This window comes from Enterobacter kobei (genome assembly GCF_001729765.1).
Lineage (GTDB): Bacteria > Pseudomonadota > Gammaproteobacteria > Enterobacterales > Enterobacteriaceae > Enterobacter > Enterobacter kobei.
Window position 1 is genome coordinate 3,903,424 of sequence record NZ_CP017181.1, and the last position, 19,551, is coordinate 3,922,974.

Annotated in this window: 19 protein-coding genes and 1 tRNA gene; 8 read left to right on the top strand and 12 right to left on the bottom strand. The window is 54.4% G+C overall.

Translation table 11 applies throughout. From position 1 onward, the window contains the following. Positions 1 to 93: 93 nt before the first annotated feature. Positions 94 to 960, bottom strand: a complete 867-nt coding sequence (locus BFV64_RS18880; RefSeq protein WP_045281958.1) for a LysR family transcriptional regulator — start codon at positions 958 to 960, stop codon at positions 94 to 96. Positions 961 to 1,064: 104 nt separating this feature from the next. Here BFV64_RS18880 and BFV64_RS18885 point away from each other — a divergent pair, with 104 nt between their 5' ends. After that, positions 1,065 to 1,526: a multidrug/biocide efflux PACE transporter gene (locus tag BFV64_RS18885; RefSeq protein ID WP_023331229.1), complete on the top strand. Its 462-nt coding sequence runs from the start codon at positions 1,065 to 1,067 to the stop codon at positions 1,524 to 1,526. A 119-nt stretch (positions 1,527 to 1,645) separates the two neighbouring features. Further along, on the top strand, positions 1,646 to 2,875 hold the full coding sequence (locus BFV64_RS18890; protein WP_045281959.1) for an amino acid permease: 1,230 nt from the start codon (positions 1,646 to 1,648) through the stop codon (positions 2,873 to 2,875). A gap of 63 nt (positions 2,876 to 2,938) precedes the next feature. On the opposite strand, the gene BFV64_RS18895 is transcribed toward BFV64_RS18890, so the two are convergent. Together BFV64_RS18895 and yjdI are read right to left on the bottom strand one after the other, a co-directional pair. Then, positions 2,939 to 3,211: a GNAT family N-acetyltransferase gene (locus BFV64_RS18895; protein ID WP_014071634.1), complete on the bottom strand. Its 273-nt coding sequence runs from the start codon at positions 3,209 to 3,211 to the stop codon at positions 2,939 to 2,941. A 10-nt stretch (positions 3,212 to 3,221) separates the two neighbouring features. Next, a complete protein-coding gene (gene yjdI / locus BFV64_RS18900; RefSeq protein ID WP_069602349.1) occupies positions 3,222 to 3,452 on the bottom strand; it encodes a 4Fe-4S mono-cluster protein YjdI in 231 nt (76 codons plus the stop codon). Positions 3,453 to 3,629: 177 nt separating this feature from the next. Between yjdI and BFV64_RS18905 the strand changes: the two genes are divergently transcribed. The 5 genes from BFV64_RS18905 (at position 3,630) to BFV64_RS18925 (ending at position 10,125) form a co-directional block, all read left to right on the top strand. Then, complete coding sequence (locus BFV64_RS18905; protein WP_045281960.1) at positions 3,630 to 5,270, top strand: ATP-binding protein; 1,641 nt, start codon at positions 3,630 to 3,632, stop codon at positions 5,268 to 5,270. Next, positions 5,254 to 5,949, top strand: a complete 696-nt coding sequence (locus BFV64_RS18910) for a response regulator (RefSeq protein WP_045281961.1) — start codon at positions 5,254 to 5,256, stop codon at positions 5,947 to 5,949. Before BFV64_RS18905 ends, BFV64_RS18910 begins: the two co-directional genes overlap by 17 nt. A gap of 168 nt (positions 5,950 to 6,117) precedes the next feature. Further along, on the top strand, positions 6,118 to 7,206 hold the full coding sequence (locus BFV64_RS18915) for an ABC transporter substrate-binding protein (RefSeq protein ID WP_045134116.1): 1,089 nt from the start codon (positions 6,118 to 6,120) through the stop codon (positions 7,204 to 7,206). Between the two features lie 86 nt (positions 7,207 to 7,292). Continuing rightward, positions 7,293 to 9,062: an ABC transporter permease gene (locus BFV64_RS18920; RefSeq protein WP_023331232.1), complete on the top strand. Its 1,770-nt coding sequence runs from the start codon at positions 7,293 to 7,295 to the stop codon at positions 9,060 to 9,062. Beyond that, entirely contained in the window at positions 9,055 to 10,125 is a 1,071-nt protein-coding gene (locus tag BFV64_RS18925; protein WP_045134115.1) for an ABC transporter ATP-binding protein, read from the top strand. The genes BFV64_RS18920 and BFV64_RS18925 overlap by 8 nt, the downstream gene beginning before the upstream one ends. 75 nt (positions 10,126 to 10,200) lie before the next feature. Here the strand turns inward: BFV64_RS18925 and arsC are convergent, their stop codons facing one another. From arsC to actS, 7 genes are all read right to left on the bottom strand, one after another. Further along, on the bottom strand, positions 10,201 to 10,626 hold the full coding sequence (gene arsC / locus BFV64_RS18930; RefSeq protein WP_014885108.1) for a glutaredoxin-dependent arsenate reductase: 426 nt from the start codon (positions 10,624 to 10,626) through the stop codon (positions 10,201 to 10,203). Between the two features lie 12 nt (positions 10,627 to 10,638). Beyond that, complete coding sequence (arsB, locus tag BFV64_RS18935; protein ID WP_045134114.1) at positions 10,639 to 11,928, bottom strand: arsenite efflux transporter membrane subunit ArsB; 1,290 nt, start codon at positions 11,926 to 11,928, stop codon at positions 10,639 to 10,641. 47 nt (positions 11,929 to 11,975) lie between these two features. Then, complete coding sequence (gene arsA / locus BFV64_RS18940; protein ID WP_045134113.1) at positions 11,976 to 13,727, bottom strand: arsenite efflux transporter ATPase subunit ArsA; 1,752 nt, start codon at positions 13,725 to 13,727, stop codon at positions 11,976 to 11,978. Positions 13,728 to 13,744: 17 nt separating this feature from the next. Further along, positions 13,745 to 14,107 carry an arsenite efflux transporter metallochaperone ArsD gene (arsD, locus tag BFV64_RS18945; RefSeq protein ID WP_014885111.1) on the bottom strand — a complete coding sequence of 121 codons (363 nt, stop codon included), beginning with the start codon at positions 14,105 to 14,107 and terminating at the stop codon, positions 13,745 to 13,747. Positions 14,108 to 14,156: 49 nt separating this feature from the next. After that, the gene (gene arsR / locus BFV64_RS18950) at positions 14,157 to 14,507 is read right to left on the bottom strand and encodes an As(III)-sensing metalloregulatory transcriptional repressor ArsR (protein ID WP_014885112.1); all 351 of its coding nucleotides are present in this window, start codon (positions 14,505 to 14,507) and stop codon (positions 14,157 to 14,159) included. 733 nt (positions 14,508 to 15,240) lie between these two features. Then, a tRNA-Gly gene (locus BFV64_RS18955) sits at positions 15,241 to 15,314 on the bottom strand. An 80-nt stretch (positions 15,315 to 15,394) separates the two neighbouring features. Beyond that, entirely contained in the window at positions 15,395 to 16,138 is a 744-nt protein-coding gene (gene actS / locus BFV64_RS18960) for an amidase activator ActS (protein WP_041163068.1), read from the bottom strand. A gap of 164 nt (positions 16,139 to 16,302) precedes the next feature. On the opposite strand from actS, the gene idi reads away from it, so the two are divergent. Continuing rightward, positions 16,303 to 16,845, top strand: a complete 543-nt coding sequence (gene idi / locus BFV64_RS18965; RefSeq protein ID WP_014885129.1) for an isopentenyl-diphosphate Delta-isomerase — start codon at positions 16,303 to 16,305, stop codon at positions 16,843 to 16,845. 38 nt (positions 16,846 to 16,883) lie between these two features. Here the strand turns inward: idi and lysS are convergent, their stop codons facing one another. After that, positions 16,884 to 18,401, bottom strand: coding sequence for a lysine--tRNA ligase (gene lysS, locus BFV64_RS18970; protein WP_014885130.1), 1,518 nt, complete (start codon positions 18,399 to 18,401; stop codon positions 16,884 to 16,886). Positions 18,402 to 18,410: 9 nt separating this feature from the next. Beyond that, a protein-coding gene (gene prfB, locus BFV64_RS18975) for a peptide chain release factor 2 (protein WP_096059326.1) occupies positions 18,411 to 19,509 on the bottom strand; the annotation gives its coding sequence in 2 pieces (ribosomal slippage) (positions 18,411 to 19,433 and positions 19,435 to 19,509; 1,098 coding nt in all). Positions 19,510 to 19,551 lie beyond the last annotated feature (42 nt).

The following is a 19,551-nucleotide window of genomic DNA, read 5'->3' on the forward strand; positions in this document are numbered from 1 at the left end:
CACGACCTCTGTGTTAAATGACATGACGATAGTAGAGGATTGTTACTGGCAATTATCTTAATTGTTTAAAAATAGTGAGTTTAATCACAAGGATTAACGGACATCCTGCAGATACTGCCGCAGCCAGCTTCCGGCAACGCCGGGAGGGGATCGTTTATTCCACAGCAGATCGATGCCGATCGCCCTTGGCCAGCCAGGCACATTGAGCTGAACAAGGGATTTCGCGGCGGCAAATTCATCCACCAGCGCGCACGGCAACACGCACCAGCCGAATCCCTGCACTGCCATACTCAAGAGTAACAGGTAATTCGGTGCTGACCAGACGGGTCCTCGCGCAATTTCAGCCTCGCGTTCCAGATAGGTGCTAAGCCGCAGTTCGCGCCAGCCGTGCAGCTCGTCACTCTGCACTTCGGCTTGGCCCGCCAGGGGATGCGTGGTCGCAACATAAATTGCCATACGGGTCTGCATCGGCAGGCGGGTAACGCCAATGTCGGTGGGGTAACTGTCCCGCGCTTCCGTCAGCCCCACCTGCGCTCGCGCCTTTTGCAGCAGATCGATCACATCCTCTTCCTCGCCAATCAGACATTCGAACGCCGTATGGGGAAAGCGAGCGTCAAACTGCTTCATCATCTCTTCCAGCACGTCCGGGTTCAGGGTATCGGAAAGGACAAATGTCAGACGCGCCTCCGTTTGTGCCGTTAGCGACACCGCCAGTTCATCCAGCCGCGTGCTGGCGGCAAGGATGGCCTGCACATAACCCAACACCTGTTCACCCTGAGCCGTTAACACCGGCTGACGCGCCGAGCGGTCAAACAGCTCAAAACCGAGATCGGCTTCAAGATGGGCAATGGAGGTGCTGATCGTCGACTGACTTTTACGCAGCCGGCGTGCGGCGGCAGAGAAAGAGCCAGCCGCAACGGCCTCAACAAACGCGGTAAGGGCTTCAGGTGAATAGCGCATAACCTATCTACTTTATCGATGGATACCATCTTTAATATATCAGCTTTAACGATAAAAATAGGCCGCATCACCGCCCATACCGGCGAATTAATGAGGTCTACACTATGCAACATCAGGATGCACTCCACCGTAAACTGCCGGAGCGGATCTTCCATGCAGTCTGTTTCGAAGGGATTGCCACGGCGATCCTCGCCCCTACGGCCGCGTGGCTCATGCAGCGCTCCGTAGTGGAAATGGGGGGATTGACCGTTATTCTGGCCACTACCGCCATGCTCTGGAACATTATTTATAACTTCGGTTTCGACCGTTTCTGGCCAGTCCAGCGGGTAACACGCACGGCAAAAGTGCGTGCGCTGCACGCCCTGGGGTTCGAATGTGGATTTATTGTGATTGGCGTGTCGATTGTCGCTGCCGTGCTGGGCGTCACCTTGCTTCAGGCATTCACACTGGAAATAGGTTTCTTCCTGTTCTTCCTGCCCTACACCATGTTCTATAACTGGGCATACGATAACCTGCGTGAGAAATTCCTTAAGCGTCGCCAGCAACGACGCGCCCTGGCAGGCTAAATGCTCTCTGGCCGGACGCCTGTTCCGGCCAAACGCCAACGAAGCAACTGCGCTCTACGAGCATAACTATGGTAAATTGCACGCCATTCTGATGGTTTGATAGTTGAAACGTTGCTCTAATGTCGAAAATTTGGTCAAAAGATGAGACTCTCTGGAGTTTCGCTCTCTATGGCACGGCCGTGGGCGCAGGAACGCTGTTCTTGCCCATTCAGCTGGGCTCTGCAGGCGCTATTGTTCTGTTTATTACCGCCCTTGTGGCCTACCCGTTAACCTACTGGCCGCATCGCGCGCTGGCGCAATTTATTCTCTCTTCAAAAACAAAAGGCAATGAAGGGATCACCGGCGCCGTCTCGCACTATTACGGCAAGAAGATTGGCAATCTGATCACCACACTCTATTTCATCGCCTTCTTTGTGGTGGTGCAGATTTACGCGGTGGCCATCACCAACTCGTTAACCGAGCAACTGGCAAAACACCTGACGGTGGATACCGCCGTGCGCGTGCTGGTCAGTTTAGGTGTGGTGCTGGTGCTGAATCTGATCTTCCTGATGGGACGGCATATCACGATAAAGGTGATGGGCTTCCTGGTATTCCCGCTGATTGCCTATTTCCTCTTTGTCTCGATCTACCTGACCGGGAACTGGCAACCCTCGCTACTTACCAGCCAGATGGCCGTTGATCGCCATACGCTGCATCAGGTATGGATTTCCATTCCGGTGATGGTGTTTGCCTTCAGCCATACCCCGATTATCTCGACATTTGCCGTGGATCGTCGCGAGAAGTTTGCTGACGCCGCCATGGATAAATGCAAGAAGATCATGAAGGTGGCGTACCTGATTATCTGCCTGAGCGTGCTGTTCTTTGTCTTCAGTTGCCTGCTCTCGATTCCGCCGTCCTACATTGTGGCCGCCAAAGAGCAAGGGGTAACCATCCTGTCAGCACTGTCGATGATGCCCTCTTCTCCCGCATGGCTCGGCATTTCCGGGATAATCGTGGCGATTGTTGCGATGTCGAAATCGTTCCTCGGCACCTATTTTGGGGTCATTGAGGGGGCGACGGAGATCGTGAAGTCGTCGCTCAATCAGGTTGGTGTGAAAAAGAGCCGCGCCTTTAACCGCGCGATTTCCATTATGGGTGTGTCGTTAATTACCTTCGCGGTCTGCTGCATAAACCCGAACGCGATTTCGATGATTTACGCTATCAGCGGCCCGCTTATCGCCATGATTTTGTTTATCATGCCGACGCTGTCGACGTACCTGATCCCTTCTCTGAAGCCTTACCGCTCCCCTGGCAGCCTGCTGACGCTGATCGTCGGCGTGCTGTGCGTGTCGGTGATGTTTGTTGGCTAATGTTCCCGCCATACATTGTGCCGGGTAGCGCTGCGCTTACCCGGCCTACATTCCTACAGAGAATCACGCCCGGATATCGTCATATTCCCGCGTATTATCAAACTCATGTTTCGCAAACGGACACAGCGGAATAATTTTACGGTTCTCACCGCGCATCTTCTCGACCACTTTCGCCACCAGCTGTTTGCCAACGCCCTGCCCTTTCAGGCTCGGATCGACATCAGTATGCTCAATAATGCTCAGGTGCTCGCCGGTCGGCACGAAGACAATCTCCGCCACCTGATTTCCGTCTGCATCATTCACGTAAAACTTGTTATGGCCTTCCAGAATATCCATGGTTCCTCGCTTATTTTTGGCGATACTTCATCGCACCGCTCGGGCAGGTATCAATTACGCGTACAACCGTTTCGACGTCCACTTCATCAGGAATAATCCACGGTTTACGTTTCAGATTAAACAGCTTTGCGCTCCCACGCACGCAGTTACCTGAGTGTTTGCAGATCCCGGTGTTGAAGTACACGTCAATTTTCTCGCCGGTATAGGCCCGGTAACCCGCATCCAGTAGTTCTTTATCCATGACATTGCCTCTGTAATTATTCTCGTGCTGAATGAAGCATAGCCTTACGGGATCCCGATGGCTATCACGCTGAAAACGAAAAGCCAGCTCACAACTCTTTTCTTACCGGATTGCGTCCACTATTTGCACATGTCAGGCTCCATAAATATCCCCTTTTCCAAGGCTAGCGCGGGTTGAATGAAACGCAGACTCTCTTTTCAGGTAAAGCTGTTTTTAGCGCTGGTGTGCTTCTCCTGCCTGCTGTTAGTGCTGCTGGGTACGATCCTGTTTCATTTTATTGACCGGCAGCTCCATCACGATCTCGGCCAGCGCGCCCGGGTTCAGGCCAGTGAGATTGCGCTGATGCCGGGTCTGGCGGAAAAGGTGGCGGCCAGAGATATCCCCGGCATCGCCCGGTTAATTCAGCCGCTGCGTGCCGAAAGTGACGCCAGCTATATTGTGATTGGCGATACCCACGAGCAGCATCTTTATCATTCGGAATCCCCGGAGCGCATTAATTTACCGATGATCGGCGGTGATAATGCCGAAGTACTCAAGGGCAAAACCATTATTTCCGTGCGTCAGGGCGGGATTGGGGTTTCGCTGCGCAGCAAAGCGCCCATCTTCAATGCACAGCATCAGGTGATTGGCATTGTCTCGGTCGGCTATCTGACTTCGTATATCGCCAACATTAACGCCCGCATTCTCTGGCAGGCCGGTTTATACGGGATTGCCCTTCTGCTGCTGCTGTTTATTTTCTCTTGGCTGTTTACCCGCAACCTTAAAAAACAGATGTTCAGACTTGAGCCGAAAGATATTGCCCAGCTGGTTTTGCAGCAAAGGGCGCTGTTAGAAGCCATGTATGAAGGGGTATTTGCCGTCAATGAAGAGAAGCAACTGATTTTAATTAACCGCGCGGCACGAGAAATGCTGGATATTCATCGGAGTGAAAAAGATCTTATCGGCAAGCCGCTGGACGAGGTTCTGCAAACCTCGCCGGGGTTTTTAACACAGCGCTACGCCTCGGTGAGCAGCGGCCGCCACGACCAGATTGCGGTACTTAACCAGCGCGAGGTCATCGTCAACCGCGTGGCGATTGAGGTCGAGCCTGGCGTTGAAAGCGGCTGGGTATACAGCTTTCGCGACAAAAACGACATTAATACCCTCAGCAGCCAGCTCAGCCAGATCAAACGCTATGCCGACAACCTGCGCATTATGCGCCACGAACAGCTGAACTGGACCGCGACGCTGGTGGGGTTGTTGCAGATGAAACACTATGACGAAGCGATCCGCTATATCCAGGTGCAGTCGGAAGGCGCACAGCGCGTGCTGGACTTCGTGTCGGCCCATTTTGCCTCTCCGGCCTTATGCGGGCTGCTGCTCGGGAAATATGTCAGCGCACGGGAAAAAGGGGTTGAGCTACAGTTTGATCCCGCATGCCAGCTCACCCGCATGCCGTCCCGCCTCAGTGAAACGGAGCTGATGTCCATTATTGGTAATTTGCTGGATAACGCCGTGGATGCGACCCTCACCGCACCGGTCCCCGCGCCGGTAGAACTCTATATTTCCGATCGCAACCTGGAGCTGCTGATTGAGGTGGCCGACCGGGGCTGCGGGGTGGATGATGCGCTGAAGCCGCATATCTTTCGACAGGGATTCAGCAGCAAGCCGGACAGTGAAAACGACATTGTGGGTACCGAGCACGGTATCGGCCTGTTTCTGGTGGCAGGCTATATCAACAAAGCGGGCGGCAGCATTGAGATTGCCGACAATACGCCGCAGGGCACGATTTTCTCTGTATTTATTCCGAATGGGCTAAAGCATGACCCATGCACTTGATGTTGTGATCGTTGAGGATGAGCCGCACCTGGCGGAGCTGCATCGCGAGTATATTGAGCAGAACTTTCATCTGCACGTGGTGGGCATCGCCGCGTCGATTGAGCAGGCATGCAGCCTGATTCGCCAGCATCAGCCGCGGCTTATTCTGCTGGATAACTATCTTCCGGACGGCAAAGGCGTGGAGTTAATCGACACTCCCCTGCTGAAAAGCTATGAGTGCTCGGTGATCTTCATCACCGCCGCCAGCGATATGCAGACCTGCAGCCATGCCATGCGCAGCGGCGCGTTTGATTACCTGATTAAACCGGTCTTTTTCCAGCGCCTGCACGCCTCGCTGGAGCGTTTTATGCGCTTCATCCACACCGTGCAGCAGGTAAAAGTCGTTGATCAGCATGCGCTGGATCGCCTGTTTAACCTGCCTGCTGCTGAATCCCCGCACACGCCGTCGACGAAGGGCATTGAGCCTCAGACCCTGGAGCGGATCAAACGGCTGTTTGCCGATCGTCCCGACAGCGCAATGTCGGTGGAGGAGGTCGTGGAAAACGTCGGGGTCAGCAAAACCACGGGGCGTCGCTATCTTGAATACTGCGTGGAGAGTGGGTTAATCAGCGTCGAAATGCTGTACGGCAATATCGGTCATCCCAGAAGGCTATACCGTAAAGCCCCCGATAAAACGTAATCCGCGAACATTAGCCAGCAAACGTTCGCGGATTCTATGGTGTTAATTGCTGAAACGACGGTGACAATCACACTTCGGAATCATCGCCCGCTTCCCCCTATTGTGGGTGGAGGCCGATAGGCTATGTTGACAATTAGTTCCTCAAATGTAACTAAAAGGTTAACTATAATGTCGAACACATTCCGAATTTCTCTGATTACCGCTACCGTCCTGTTCTCCGCTTCTGCGCTGTCTGCCCTGCCGCAGGGCTATCCGGCTGAGTATCAAAAGGTTGTCGATGCCGCCACGAAAGAGGGCAAAGTTGTCATCTACTCCACCACCGACACCAAAGCCGCCGGGCCGCTGATCGAAGGCTTCGAAAAAACGTATCCAGGCATCAAAGTTGAATATAACGACATGAACAGCACGGAACTGTACAACCGTTTTATCAGCGAACAGGCCTCCGGTGGCGGGAGCGGTGATGTGGTCTGGAGCTCGTCCATGGACACCGGACTGAAGCTCGCCGCTGACTACGCTATGGAGTACAAATCGCCGGAGCAGAGCCAGCTGCCGAAATGGGCGGTCTGGAAAGATAAGGCGTACGGCACCACCTATGAGCCGGTGGTCTTTATCTACAACAAACGCCTGATCCCGGCCGGTGACGTGCCGGATTCACACGCCGCGCTGGCGAAGCTGATTGCCAGCCAGACGGATAAATTCAAGAGTAAAGTCACCACCTATGACATTGAGAAATCGGGTCTTGGTTTTATGCTCTCAGTGCAGGATCACAAGGCCGATCCAAATTACTTTAAAACCCTGGCCGACGTTGCCAAAGGTGGCTTAGCGGTGCAGTCGTCTACCGGCACCATGATGGAGAGGGTCTCCTCCGGTGAAAACCTGATCGGCTTCAATATCCTTGGTTCTTACGCTGAAGCGCGTGCGAAGAACGACCCGTCGCTCGGCATAGCCTATCCAAAAGATTACACCCTGGTGCTGTCGCGCGTGTCGTTCATCAGCCAGCAGGCGCAAAACAGCAATGCGGCAAAACTGTGGCTGGACTATGTGCTGTCTGAAAAAGGCCAAAGCATCCTGGCAAATCAGGCGGACATTCCATCCATTCGTAACGATATCGAAGGCAAAAACGATATCGACGGCCTGACCAAAATCCTCGGCAATGCGCTGAAGCCGATCCCGGTTGATGAATCGCTGCTGGAGTATCTGCAGCCGAAGAAACGCCTGGAGTACATCAAAGAGTGGCGTGCAGCCGCCGCCAAATAAGCGTCCTGGCGCGGCGGCGTGCGCCGTCGCGCGTCTGTTCATCTGACTGAGTTCATTTTTCCGGGCTGCAACACCAGGGATACCCCATGAATACATTACGCAGAAAGTGGCAAAGCCTGCCGCGCGGTATTGTCGTGTTGATAACCGCCCTGGTTATCTATACGCCACTGTCGTTTATCGTGATACAGAGCTTCCTGTCCGCCCCGTTCTTTTCCCCGGCAAAAGAGTGGAGCCTTGAATCATTTGGTTTTATCTTCACCGACCCTGATTTCTACAAGGCCCTGAGAAGCGGCTTTCTTCTCGCGTTCGGGCTGGTCATCATTGCCATTCCGCTGGGTGGCGTGCTGGCGTTTCTGATGGTGCGTACCGATCTGCCAGGCCGACGCCTGATCGAACCGCTGATCCTGGTCCCGATTTTCGTTTCACCGATGGTGCTGGGTTTTGGCTATGTGGTGGCTGCCGGTCCGGTGGGCTTCCTGTCCCTGTGGGCACAGGCGCTGATCGGCTTTGTGCCGTGGAACATCTATGACATGTCGAGCATCGTGGTCATTGCCGGCCTGACGCATGTTCCGCATGCCTATCTCTATATTTCCTCCGCGCTGCGTAGCGTAGGCTCCGATGTGGAAGAAGCCGCGCGCACCGCGGGCGCCTCTCCACTGCAGGTGATGACCTCCGTCAGCCTGCCGATGGTGCGGCCATCCATCCTGTACGCCATCGTGCTGCTGTTCTTCCTCGGGCTGGAAGTGTTTGGTCTGATGCTGGTACTTGGCGATCCGGAAGGCAACATGGTGCTGGCGACCTATCTGTACCAGCTGACGAACAAGCTCGGAACGCCTTCCTATCATCTGATGGCGGCGGTCGCCGTGGTGCTGATTTGCATCACTATCCCGCTGGTCATGCTCCAGCGTCGCCTGATGCGCACCGCCAACCGCTTTGTTACCATGAAAGGGAAAGCCTCTCAGGCTCGCGCGTTACCACTGGGTAAATGGCGCTGGGTGGCCGGGGCGGTGGTCGCCTTCTGGCTGACTGTCACCATCGGCGTTCCCCTGCTCGGCGTAGTGCTGCGCGCGTTCATCTCCAACTGGGGGGTGGGCGTTTCGCTGTGGGATGAGCTTTCGCTGAGTACCTTCCGCACCATCTGGGCGCAGCCTAACCTGCTGCGCGCCATCGTCAACTCGATGTCGATTGGCGTGATTGGCGGCGCACTGGCCGTCGCGTGCTACCTGTTTGTTGGTATTGCCATGCACCGTAAACCGGACAACACCACGCGGTTCCTGGATTACAGCGTGCTGGTGCCGCGCGCCGTGCCGGGATTGCTGGCGGGTCTGGCCTTTTTGTGGGTGTTTCTCTTCCTGCCGATGTGGCTGGATAACGCCCTGAAATCCGGCTGGCTTTCCGGATTCGTCTGGACCGACTGGATGCGCGAAAACGTCATCGTCTGGCTGCGCTCGCTGCGCAGCACCATTTTCAGCGTCTGGCTGGCTTATACCGTGGTGTGGATGGCTTACGGACTGAGGCTCATCTCTTCCACGCTGTTGCAGGTGGGGCCGGAGCTTGAAGAGGCGGCACGCAGCACCGGCGCGACGCGCGGGCAGATCACCCGCCATGTCACCATTCCGCTCTCCCGCTACGGGCTTATCGGCTCATGGCTGCTGATGTTCCTGATCTTTGAGCGCGAATATTCAACCGGTGTGTACCTGCTCTCCCCCGGCACGGAAACCATCGGCTCGATGCTGGTTTCCCTGTGGGCCGCGGGTGCAATTGATATCGTGGCGGCGCTCTCTTTCATTAATATCCTGCTGGTCGTGGTAGGTCTGGGCATTGCCCTTCGTTTCGGAGTGAAATTACATGATTGAATTAGCGGTTGACGATCTGCACTTAACCTACGGCGACAATCCTGTTTTAAAAGGGGTCTCCATGAACCTGAAACGCGGCGAAGTGGTCTCCCTGCTGGGCCCTTCCGGCAGCGGCAAAACCACCCTGCTGCGCGCCGTCGCGGGTCTGGAAAAACCGACCCAGGGGTCGATTGTCATTGGCCAAAATAAAGTTTATGACGGTACGCCGCGCAGCGAGGTTCCGGCGGAGGAGCGTAACCTGGGGCTGGTGTTCCAGTCCTACGCCTTGTGGCCGCACAAAACCGTATTTGAAAACGTGGCCTATCCGCTCAAGTTGCGTAAAGTCCCGGCTAAAGAGATCCAGCAGCGCGTACAGGATGTACTGGACCAGCTGGGTCTCGGCCATCTTGGTAAACGTCATCCGCACCAGCTCTCCGGCGGGCAGCAGCAGCGCGTGGCGATTGGCCGGGCGCTGGTCTATAACCCGCCGGTGATTTTGCTGGACGAGCCGCTGTCCAACCTCGACGCCAAACTGCGCGAAGAGGCCCGCGTATTTCTGCGCGAGCTGATCATTAAGCTCGGGTTATCTGCGCTGATGGTAACGCACGACCAGAACGAAGCGATGTCGATTTCCGACCGCATCCTGCTGCTCAACAACGGTAAAATCGAGCAACAGGGTACACCGCAGGAGATGTACGGTTCGCCGAAAACGCTTTTTACGGCCGAGTTTATGGGCAGTAATAACCGCCTGCATGGCAAAATCACCGAAGTACGCGACGGCAAAGCACGCATTGAAGGAAAAGACTGGGTGCTCTGGGGCCAGGCGGGTGAAGGGGTACAGAGCGGTAATGAGGCTACGGCGGTGATCCGCGTCGAGCGCGTGGCGGTGGTCGAGGGGCCGGGGGAAAATCAGCTTGCGCTGCCGCTCCTCACCAGCATGTATCTTGGCGACCGCTGGGAGTACCTGTTCCGCACGGCGGGGGATGATTATGTGATCCGCGCTTACGGGAATGAGCTTCGCGACCCGCAGCATTGTCATCTATCGCTGCCAGAGAAGCATGTCTGGATATTCCCGAAAAACTAGAGAAATCGGCCTGCCATTCAGTGGCTAAACGGGATGGCAGGCCGACACTCAAAGCGCGAATGCGCTCCGCCATACTTATTTCAATCGTTTACCTGTTTCATCAACGACCTTCTCGCCGTCTTCCTTCGCGAAAGCCGCTTTCTGCGCATCCGGAAGAATATCCAGAACCACTTCTGAAGGACGGCACAGTTTGGTTCCCAGCGGTGTCACGACAATAGGCCGGTTAATCAGGATCGGATGCTGCAGCATAAAGTCGATTAACCGATCGTCAGTAAACTTATCTTCCGCCAGCCCCAGTTCTTCATAAGGCTCGACATTTTTACGCAGCAGCGCACGTACCGTGATCCCCATATCTGCAATAAGTTTGACCAGTTCATCGCGAGACGGCGGATTCTCCAGGTAATGAATGACGGTCGGTTCATTTCCGCTGTTGCGGATCATCTCCAGCGTATTACGCGACGTACCGCAGGCCGGGTTGTGATAAATAGTGATGTTGCTCATAACAGTATCTCATTACAAAGTGAAAGAGAGACGTAGCGCCAGCGCGGCCAGCGTTACAAACAGCACAGGCAGAGTCATAACGATCCCGGTGCGGAAATAATATCCCCAGGTAATCGTCATGTTCTTCTGTGAAAGGACATGCAGCCAGAGCAGCGTTGCCAGGCTCCCAATAGGGGTGATTTTTGGCCCCAGGTCGCAGCCAATCACGTTGGCGTAGATCATCGCCTCTTTGATAACACCGGTTGCGGTGCTGCCATCAATAGAGAGCGCACCAACCAGCACGGTCGGCATGTTATTCATGATGGAAGACAGGAAAGCCGTCAGGAAGCCGGTACCCAGCGTCGCGGCCCAGAGTCCTTTATCCGCCAGCACGTTCAGCACACCTGAAAGGTATTCGGTAAGCCCGGCGTTGCGCAGGCCGTAGACCACCAGGTACATCCCCAGCGAGAAGATGACGATCTGCCAGGGTGCGCCATGCAGCACTTTGCCCGTGTTAATGGCATGGCCGCGTTTCGCCACAGCAAACAGGATGACGGCCCCCACCGCCGCAATCGCGCTCACCGGAATACCGAGCGGCTCAAGGACGAAAAAACCTACCAGCAACAGAATTAAAACGACCCAGCCGGTACGAAACGTCGCCGGATCTTTAATCGCTTTTGCCGGTGTCTTAAGAAGAGACAGCTCGTAAGTCGGCGGGATATCTTTGCGAAAGAACAGATGCAGCATCACAAGCGTGGTGACAATGGCTGCAATATCGACCGGAACCATCACCGACGCGTATTCGGTGAACCCCAGACCGAAGAAGTCTGCCGAAACAATATTCACCAGGTTTGACACAATAAGCGGCAGACTGGCGGTATCGGCAATAAACCCGGCGGCCATCACGAATGCCAGCGTGGTGCCTTTGCTGAACCCTAATGCCAGCAGCATGGCAATCACGATCGGTGTCAGAATAAGAGCAGCACCGTCGTTGGCAAACAGTGCCGCTACCGCTGCGCCGAGCAGAACGATATAGGTAAAGAGCAAACGGCCCCGACCATTCCCCCAACGCGATACATGCAGCGCTGCCCATTCGAAAAAGCCGGATTCATCAAGCAGCAGGCTGATAATAATGACGGCAATAAACGTTGCCGTCGCGTTCCAGACGATATTCCACACCACCGGAATATCGCCTAAATGCACAACGCCTGAAATCAAAGCCAGGGCTGCGCCCAGCGTCGCGCTCCAGCCGATCCCCAACCCCTTCGGCTGCCAGATAACCAAAACAAGGGTCAGGACAAAAATAGCGCCTGCCAGTAACATAAAACCTCCTGACAGAGCGGCTCTGCCGCCCTGTATTAACCAAAAAATTAACGCATCAACGCTCTGAGCTTTTCGATACCGGCAGGCTCTGACGCCAGTAGCGGAACAAGCGCTATACGGTCAGCATGCTGATGCTTAACCGCCTCAATCTGCGGCAATTCCTGCCGGGCGCGCTGGCAAAGCAATGGAGAATGCGTATCCGCAATAGAAAGGCTGTTATTGATAATCCAGCCCCACGGATGAATCCCCGCGCGTTCAAGATCGGCCTGCAAATTCGCTGCCTCCAGCACAGGAGTGGTTTCCGGAAGCGTAACCAGCAGCACTTTGGTTCGCTCCGGGTCCTGAAGCTGCATCATCGGGGTAGTAAAATGGCCTTTGTCGCCCATTTTTTTGGCAATTTCGCGGTGATAAGCCCCGGTTGCATCCAGCAGCAACAGCGTATGCCCCGTGGGAGCCGTATCCATCACCACAAACCGCTTACCTGCTTCGCGGATCACGCGGGAAAATGCCTGGAAGACGGCGATCTCTTCAGTACAGGGGGAACGTAAATCTTCTTCCAGTAGCCGTTTCCCTGCTTCGTCCAGATCTTTTCCCTTCGTCTCAAGGACATGCCGGCGATAGCGTTCGGTTTCCTCGTGTGGGTTGATCCGGCTGACCTGCAGGTTATTCAGGCTGCCATTTAGCGTTGTGCTGAGATGTGCGGCGGGATCGGAGGTGGTGAGATGGACATCAAACCCCATGTCTGCCAGCCTGACGGCGACGGCAGCCGCCATCGTGGTTTTACCCACGCCACCTTTGCCCATCAGCATAATCAGGCCGTGTTCGTTACGGGCGATATCCTCGACCAGGCCAGAGAGCGATGCGTTTTCAGGCGTATCCAGGGCGTTCGTTGCCGGGAGCGGTAATGCCTCAGAACGGCTTTCCAGCAGGCCCTTTAATGCCGACACGCCAACCATGTTGACGGGTTGCAGTAATAAGGTATCTGTCGGCAGCCCGGATAAACCGGCAGGAAGATTTGCCAGGGCCTCTTGCTCCCGTTGCCATATCGCAGCAGCCAGTGCGTCATGTTCCGCTTCGGCTGCCGGCAAAACGCCATTAATCACCAGATACTGGTTTTTCAGGCCGATCGCCGCCAGTTCTTCATGGGTGCGGGCGACTTCCTGCAAAGTGGATTTCTGCAGTCGTGCAACCAGAACCAGACGGGTACGCGCAGGATCGGATAACGCCTCTACCGCGTGTGCGTACTGCTCACGCTGTTTTTCCAGCCCGGCCATTGGGCCGAGACAGGAAGCACCGTCCGGGTTACTTTCAATGAAGCTACTCCAGGCGCCGGGAAGCTGGAGCAGGCGAATAGTGTGGCCCGTCGGCGCTGTATCAAAAATGATGTGATCGAAGCGGGTCAGCAGGGAAGCGTCTGTCAATAAACCGGTGAACTCATCGAACGCCGCAATCTCAGTCGTACAGGCGCCGGAAAGCTGCTCGCTGATGCTGTTAACGACGTCATCAGGCAAAAGCCCCTTAACAGGATCAACGATTCTGGCGCGATACTGCTGTGCAGCTTCCTGTGGGTCAATCTCCAGAGCGGAAAGCCCGGGAACGGCATTAACAGAGTGGATCGTGTTACCGATAGTTTGATCAAAGACCTGGCCGACATTGGAAGCGGGATCGGTACTCACCAGCAATACCCGCTTACCCCGTCCCGCCAGGCGGATAGCCGTCGCGCAGGAAATGGAGGTTTTGCCCACTCCGCCCTTTCCGGTAAAAAACAGGTAAGGCGGGATATTCTGTAAGAATTTCATATGTCCTCCCGACATACTTAGCAACAGGAAGTCTTCCCACCACAGCAGCCGGTGGGCGCCAGGCCCACTTTTTCCAGCGGGATCCCAAACCAGCGAGCCAGCTCAGCGCGTTTTGGATATCGCCCGGCCATTACCGTTTCACCGTCCAGCAACAGTAGCGGAAGCCCTTCTGCTCCCGAGGCTTCAAGGAAGGCTTTCGCTTTTTCGTTCTGAACGAAGCTCATGGGCTGCTGCGCCAGGTTGTAACGTTCCACCTGTACGCCGCGTCCTTTCAACCACTGCACATCCGCAGAAAAATCAACCAGAACCTGATCGACATCTGAACCACATACGCCGGTACTGCAGCACAATGCCGGGTCAAACACCGTTAACGTTTTCATTCTGAACACCTCACATTTGAAAAATCATATATGTTCAGGCAAATTTTTTTTAGAGACAAATAGCCTTACCGCTACCAGAGCAATTTGCCGTTGCCAGCTTACGGGCGATGGCCTGTACGTCGTCCTGCTGGCTTAACCAGGCTTGCTCAATCACCTGAGCAGCCCATGACGGAATATGCGGGGAAAGACGATAGTGAACCCACTTGCCCTGCTTACGATCCTGCAATAGCCCACTTTCCCGTAGCATTGCCAGATGACGGGAGATCTTGGGCTGCGACTGATCCAGCGCTGTGCAGAGATCGCATACGCACAACTCTCCCATCTCTCTGAGCAGCAGTACGATGCCCAGACGGGTTTCATCGGAGAGGTATTTGAAGAGTTGTAAGGATGTTAGTGACATCAAACCTCCTGAGTATTTACCAACAGGATACTCGGCATGAACGAAAACTCAATACACATTCGGAAAAACACATATGTTTTTAATGATGGGTTTGAATCGCGACGGATGCTTTATGCCTTATAAGAAGAATGAGACTATTAGCACTACTAATACCCGATTAAAATTAGTGACTTGCCCCATCCGATCTCACCAGTAATAATACCGCCCAGAAACGTTACCAGGATAATAATCACTCACCAAAACAAAATGAAAATCTTTTTAGAAATAGTGGCGCTGTCAGTGCTATGGCTCGTCATCGGCTGGATCTTCTGTCGTGCATGGATGCGAGGCTGCAACGGGGAAGATAAATGATCAGATTGTCGCTTGAGGAAGTATTAGAAGGACTTGAACGTCATAGCTTTATCTTTGAAGACGAACAACAGCATTCTCTGATCGTATTTATACTGACCTGCATTTACGCCCAGGCGTCACAGGGTACAGGAGGCCAGCCAGATCACTGGAATGGCTAATTACCGCACCAGGGAGTACAGTCCTTTATTTTCCGGGATAAGAAATATCAGCAGTGACTAAATGCGTCTCTGATTTATCAGTTTGGATGTGATACGCAAAATTATACCGCTCCCCAGATGTAAACTTATTACTGATCCCATAAACCAGCAAAAAAAAATAATCAGCTAAAACAGAAGCTTGTTGTTCAAGGTAAAGGGAAGAGGTTACAAGGCTTTTAAAGGAGTGGAGCGGGCGAAGGGAATCGAACCCTCGTATAGAGCTTGGGAAGCTCTCGTTCTACCATTGAACTACGCCCGCTTTGAGGTGCGTAAGGCATTATAGACCTTACGCCTCTTCATACAAGCCTCTTCACCACTAAGTGGCGATGAAATAATCACTTAGCACTTCGGTTTGCTGCCGGGTGCCGGAAGATAACGCTGCGGATCGATGGCCGTCGCCTTATAACGAATCTGGAAGTGCAGCTTCACCGAATCCGTTCCCGTGCTGCCCATGGTGGCAATCTTCTGCCCTGCTTTGACGTTTTGCCCGTTATTGACCAGCATCGTGTCGTTGTGCGCATAGGCCGTGATGTAGTCTTCGCCATGCTTAATCATGATCAGGTTACCGTAGCCGCGTAGCTGGTTACCGACATAAACCACCTTACCTGCGCCTGAGGCATAAACCGGCGTACCGCGTGCAGCGGCGATATCAATGCCTTTGTTACCCCCTTCAGACAGGGAGTACGGCAGCACCACTTTACCGCTGGCTGGCCAAATCCAGCAGCGTTGACCGACCGGTGGCCAGGAGGACTGCGGCACCGCATAGGATGGCGTCACTTTGGCGGTTTTGCCTTTCGCAGAAGATTTTTTACCCGAGGTCGAACTGCCGCTAACCTTCAGCTTCTGCCCCACTTCGATGGTATACGGTGGAGAGATGTTATTCAGACGCGCCAGATCCTTCACGCTGGTCCCCGTCGCACGCGAAATCCGATACAGCGTGTCACCGCGCTTAACGGTGTAGACCGAACCGGAATAGCTGCCCATATCCGAAGATTTACTCCCCGAACAGCCGGCCAGTAATAATGTCAGCGTCAGGCAAAAAATGGCGATGATGGGGTTTCTCGTCAGGCTTCCTGCAAACAAAACAGATCCTCGGTCAGCGTGAATGGCGCCCTATGATACCAGCCCTGGCAGAAATGGGTCAGCCCTTTTCCGCTCTGTGGGTCAAACCGTTCGTATAAGAATGCCGTATAATACTGCTCTGCTGATGGTGCAGAACCATCCGCATCGTTGGCACTGGAGCACGAATGAGTATTCAAGAACACGTTATTTTGGTAAACGACCAGGGAATGGTGATTGGCACTCAGGAAAAGTACGCCGCACACACCACCCAAACCCCTCTGCATCTGGCCTTCTCCTCCTGGCTGTTTAACGCCGAAGGGGAGTGTCTGGTCACCCGACGCGCGCTAAGCAAAAAAGCCTGGCCGGGTGTCTGGACGAATTCCGTCTGCGGGCACCCTCAAACCGGTGAAAAGACGGAAGAGGCGATTATCCGCCGCTGCCGCTATGAGGTTGGCGCTGAAATCACGGCGATTACCCCCGTGGCCGCCGAGTTTCGCTACCGCGAAACCGATCCTTCCGGGATTGTGGAAAATGAGATTTGCCCGGTATTCGCGGCACGCATTACCAGCGAACTGCGTATTAATCACGAAGAAGTGATGGAATTTGAATGGGTTAAGCTGGAATCGTTGTTCCACGCCCTAAACGCCGCGCCCTGGGGTTTCAGCCCGTGGATGGTGCTGGAAGCAACGGTCGCACGAGACGCTTTGAGAGCGTTTGCCGCGCAATAAAAAAGCCCCTTTCGGGGCTTTTTTTACATCTTAACGCCTTATTTCACCGGACGCATCGCCGGGAACAGGATCACGTCACGGATGGTGTGGCTGTTGGTGAACAGCATGACCATACGGTCGATACCAATACCCAGACCCGCCGTTGGTGGCAGGCCGTGCTCCAGCGCGGTCACGTAGTCTTCGTCGAAGAACATCGCTTCGTCATCGCCCGCTGCTTTCGCATCAACCTGATCCTGGAAGCGCTGCGCCTGATCTTCCGCATCGTTCAGCTCGCTAAAGCCGTTGCCGATTTCACGGCCGCCGATGAAGAATTCGAAACGGTCAGTGATTTCCGGGTTCTCGTCATTACGACGCGCCAGCGGAGACACTTCAGCAGGGTATTCGGTGATGAAGGTCGGCTGAATCAGGTGCGCTTCGGCCACTTCTTCGAAGATCTCGGTCACGATACGGCCCAGACCCCAGCTCTTCTCTACCTTGATACCGATGCTTTCCGCGATCGCTTTCGCAGAGTCGAAGTTATCCAGATCCGCCATGTTGGTTTCAGGACGGTATTTCTTGATTGCTTCGCGCATGGTCAGTTTTTCGAACGGCTTGCCGAAGTCGAACACTTCTTCACCGTAAGGGACCTGGGTGGTGCCCAGAATGTCCTGCGCCAGGGTACGGAACAGGGATTCGGTCAGCTCGATCAGATCTTTATAATCTGCATACGCCATATAGAGTTCCATCATGGTGAACTCTGGGTTATGACGAACGGAGATACCTTCGTTACGGAAGTTACGGTTGATCTCGAATACGCGATCAAAGCCACCTACCACCAGACGCTTCAGGTACAGTTCCGGCGCGATACGCAGGTACATGTCCAGGTCCAGGGCGTTATGATGGGTGATGAATGGACGGGCAGACGCACCGCCTGGAATCACCTGCATCATCGGGGTTTCCACTTCCATAAAGTCGCGGTTCACCATGAACTGGCGAATACCGGCCATGATCTGGGAGCGAATTTTGAAGGTCTTGCGGGATTCATCGTTAGAGATGAGATCCAGATAACGCTGACGATAGCGCGCTTCCTGATCCTGCAGGCCGTGGAATTTGTCCGGCAGCGGACGCAGCGCTTTGGTCAGCAGACGCAGCTCGGTACAGTGGATAGACAGTTCACCGGTTTTGGTTTTGAACAGTTTACCTTTCGCGCCAAGGATATCGCCCAGATCCCACTTCTTGAACTGCTCGTTGTAGATGCCTTCCGGCAGATCGTCACGGGAAACATACAGCTGAATACGGCCACCCACGTCCTGCAAAGTCACGAAGGAGGCTTTACCCATAATACGACGGGTCATCATACGGCCAGCAACGGCCACTTCGATGTTCAGCGCTTCCAGCTCTTCGTTCTCTTTACCGTCGAAGTCAGCGTGCAGTTGGTCTGAGGTGTGGTCACGACGAAAATCGTTCGGGAACGGCACGCCCTGCTCACGCAGCGCTGCCAGCTTCTCGCGGCGGGTTTTCAGTTCGTTGTTAAGATCGACTACCGCGTCAGCGCCCTGTGCTTGTTGTTCAGACATGTTGGTTCCTCATAACCCTGCTTTCAAACTTGCTTCGATAAATTGGTCCAGGCTGCCGTCCAGCACCGCCTGCGTGTTACGGGTTTCAACCCCGGTACGCAGGTCTTTGATGCGGGAGTCATCAAGGACGTAAGAACGGATCTGGCTGCCCCAACCGATGTCGGACTTGTTATCTTCCATCGCCTGTTTCTCAGCATTTTTCTTCTGCATCTCCAGCTCATAAAGCTTCGCTTTCATCTGCTTCATGGCCTGGTCTTTGTTCTTATGCTGGGAACGGTCGTTCTGGCATTGTGTTACCAGCCCGGTTGGAATGTGGGTAATACGCACCGCCGATTCCGTACGGTTAACGTGCTGACCACCCGCACCGGAGGCGCGATAAACGTCAATACGCAGGTCCGCCGGGTTAATTTCGATATCAATATCTTCGTCAACTTCCGGGTAAACAAACGCCGAGCTGAAGGAGGTATGGCGACGGCCACCGGAGTCGAACGGGCTCTTACGCACCAGACGGTGAACGCCGGTCTCGGTACGCAGCCAGCCGTAGGCGTAGTCGCCAATGATCTTGATGGTGACGGATTTAATACCGGCCACTTCACCTTCAGACTCTTCGATGATTTCGGTTTTGAAGCCGCGCGCTTCTGCCCAACGCAGGTACATACGCGTCAGCATGCTGGCCCAGTCCTGCGCTTCGGTACCGCCAGAACCTGCCTGAATATCGAGGTAACAGTCAGCGCTGTCGTATTCGCCGGAGAACATACGACGGAATTCCAGCTGCGCCAGCTTCTCTTCCAGCACGTCGAGTTCTGCCACGGCTTCGTTAAAGGTTTCTTCGTCGTCGGCTTCGACGGCCAGCTCGAGCAAACCGGAAACATCTTCCAGCCCCTGAGCCATTTGATCCAGCGTATCTACGATAGCTTCGAGAGAGGAACGCTCTTTACCCAGCGCCTGTGCGCGTTCAGGTTCGTTCCAGACGTCCGGCTGTTCCAGCTCGGCGTTTACTTCTTCAAGACGCTCTTTCTTGGCATCGTAGTCAAAGATACCCCCTAAGAACGTCAGAGCGCTCCGTGAGGTCCTGAATACGGTTTTTTACCGGATTAATTTCAAACATGGTCTGTTTTCTTTTATGGACTTGTCAAAATGCGGTGATAAG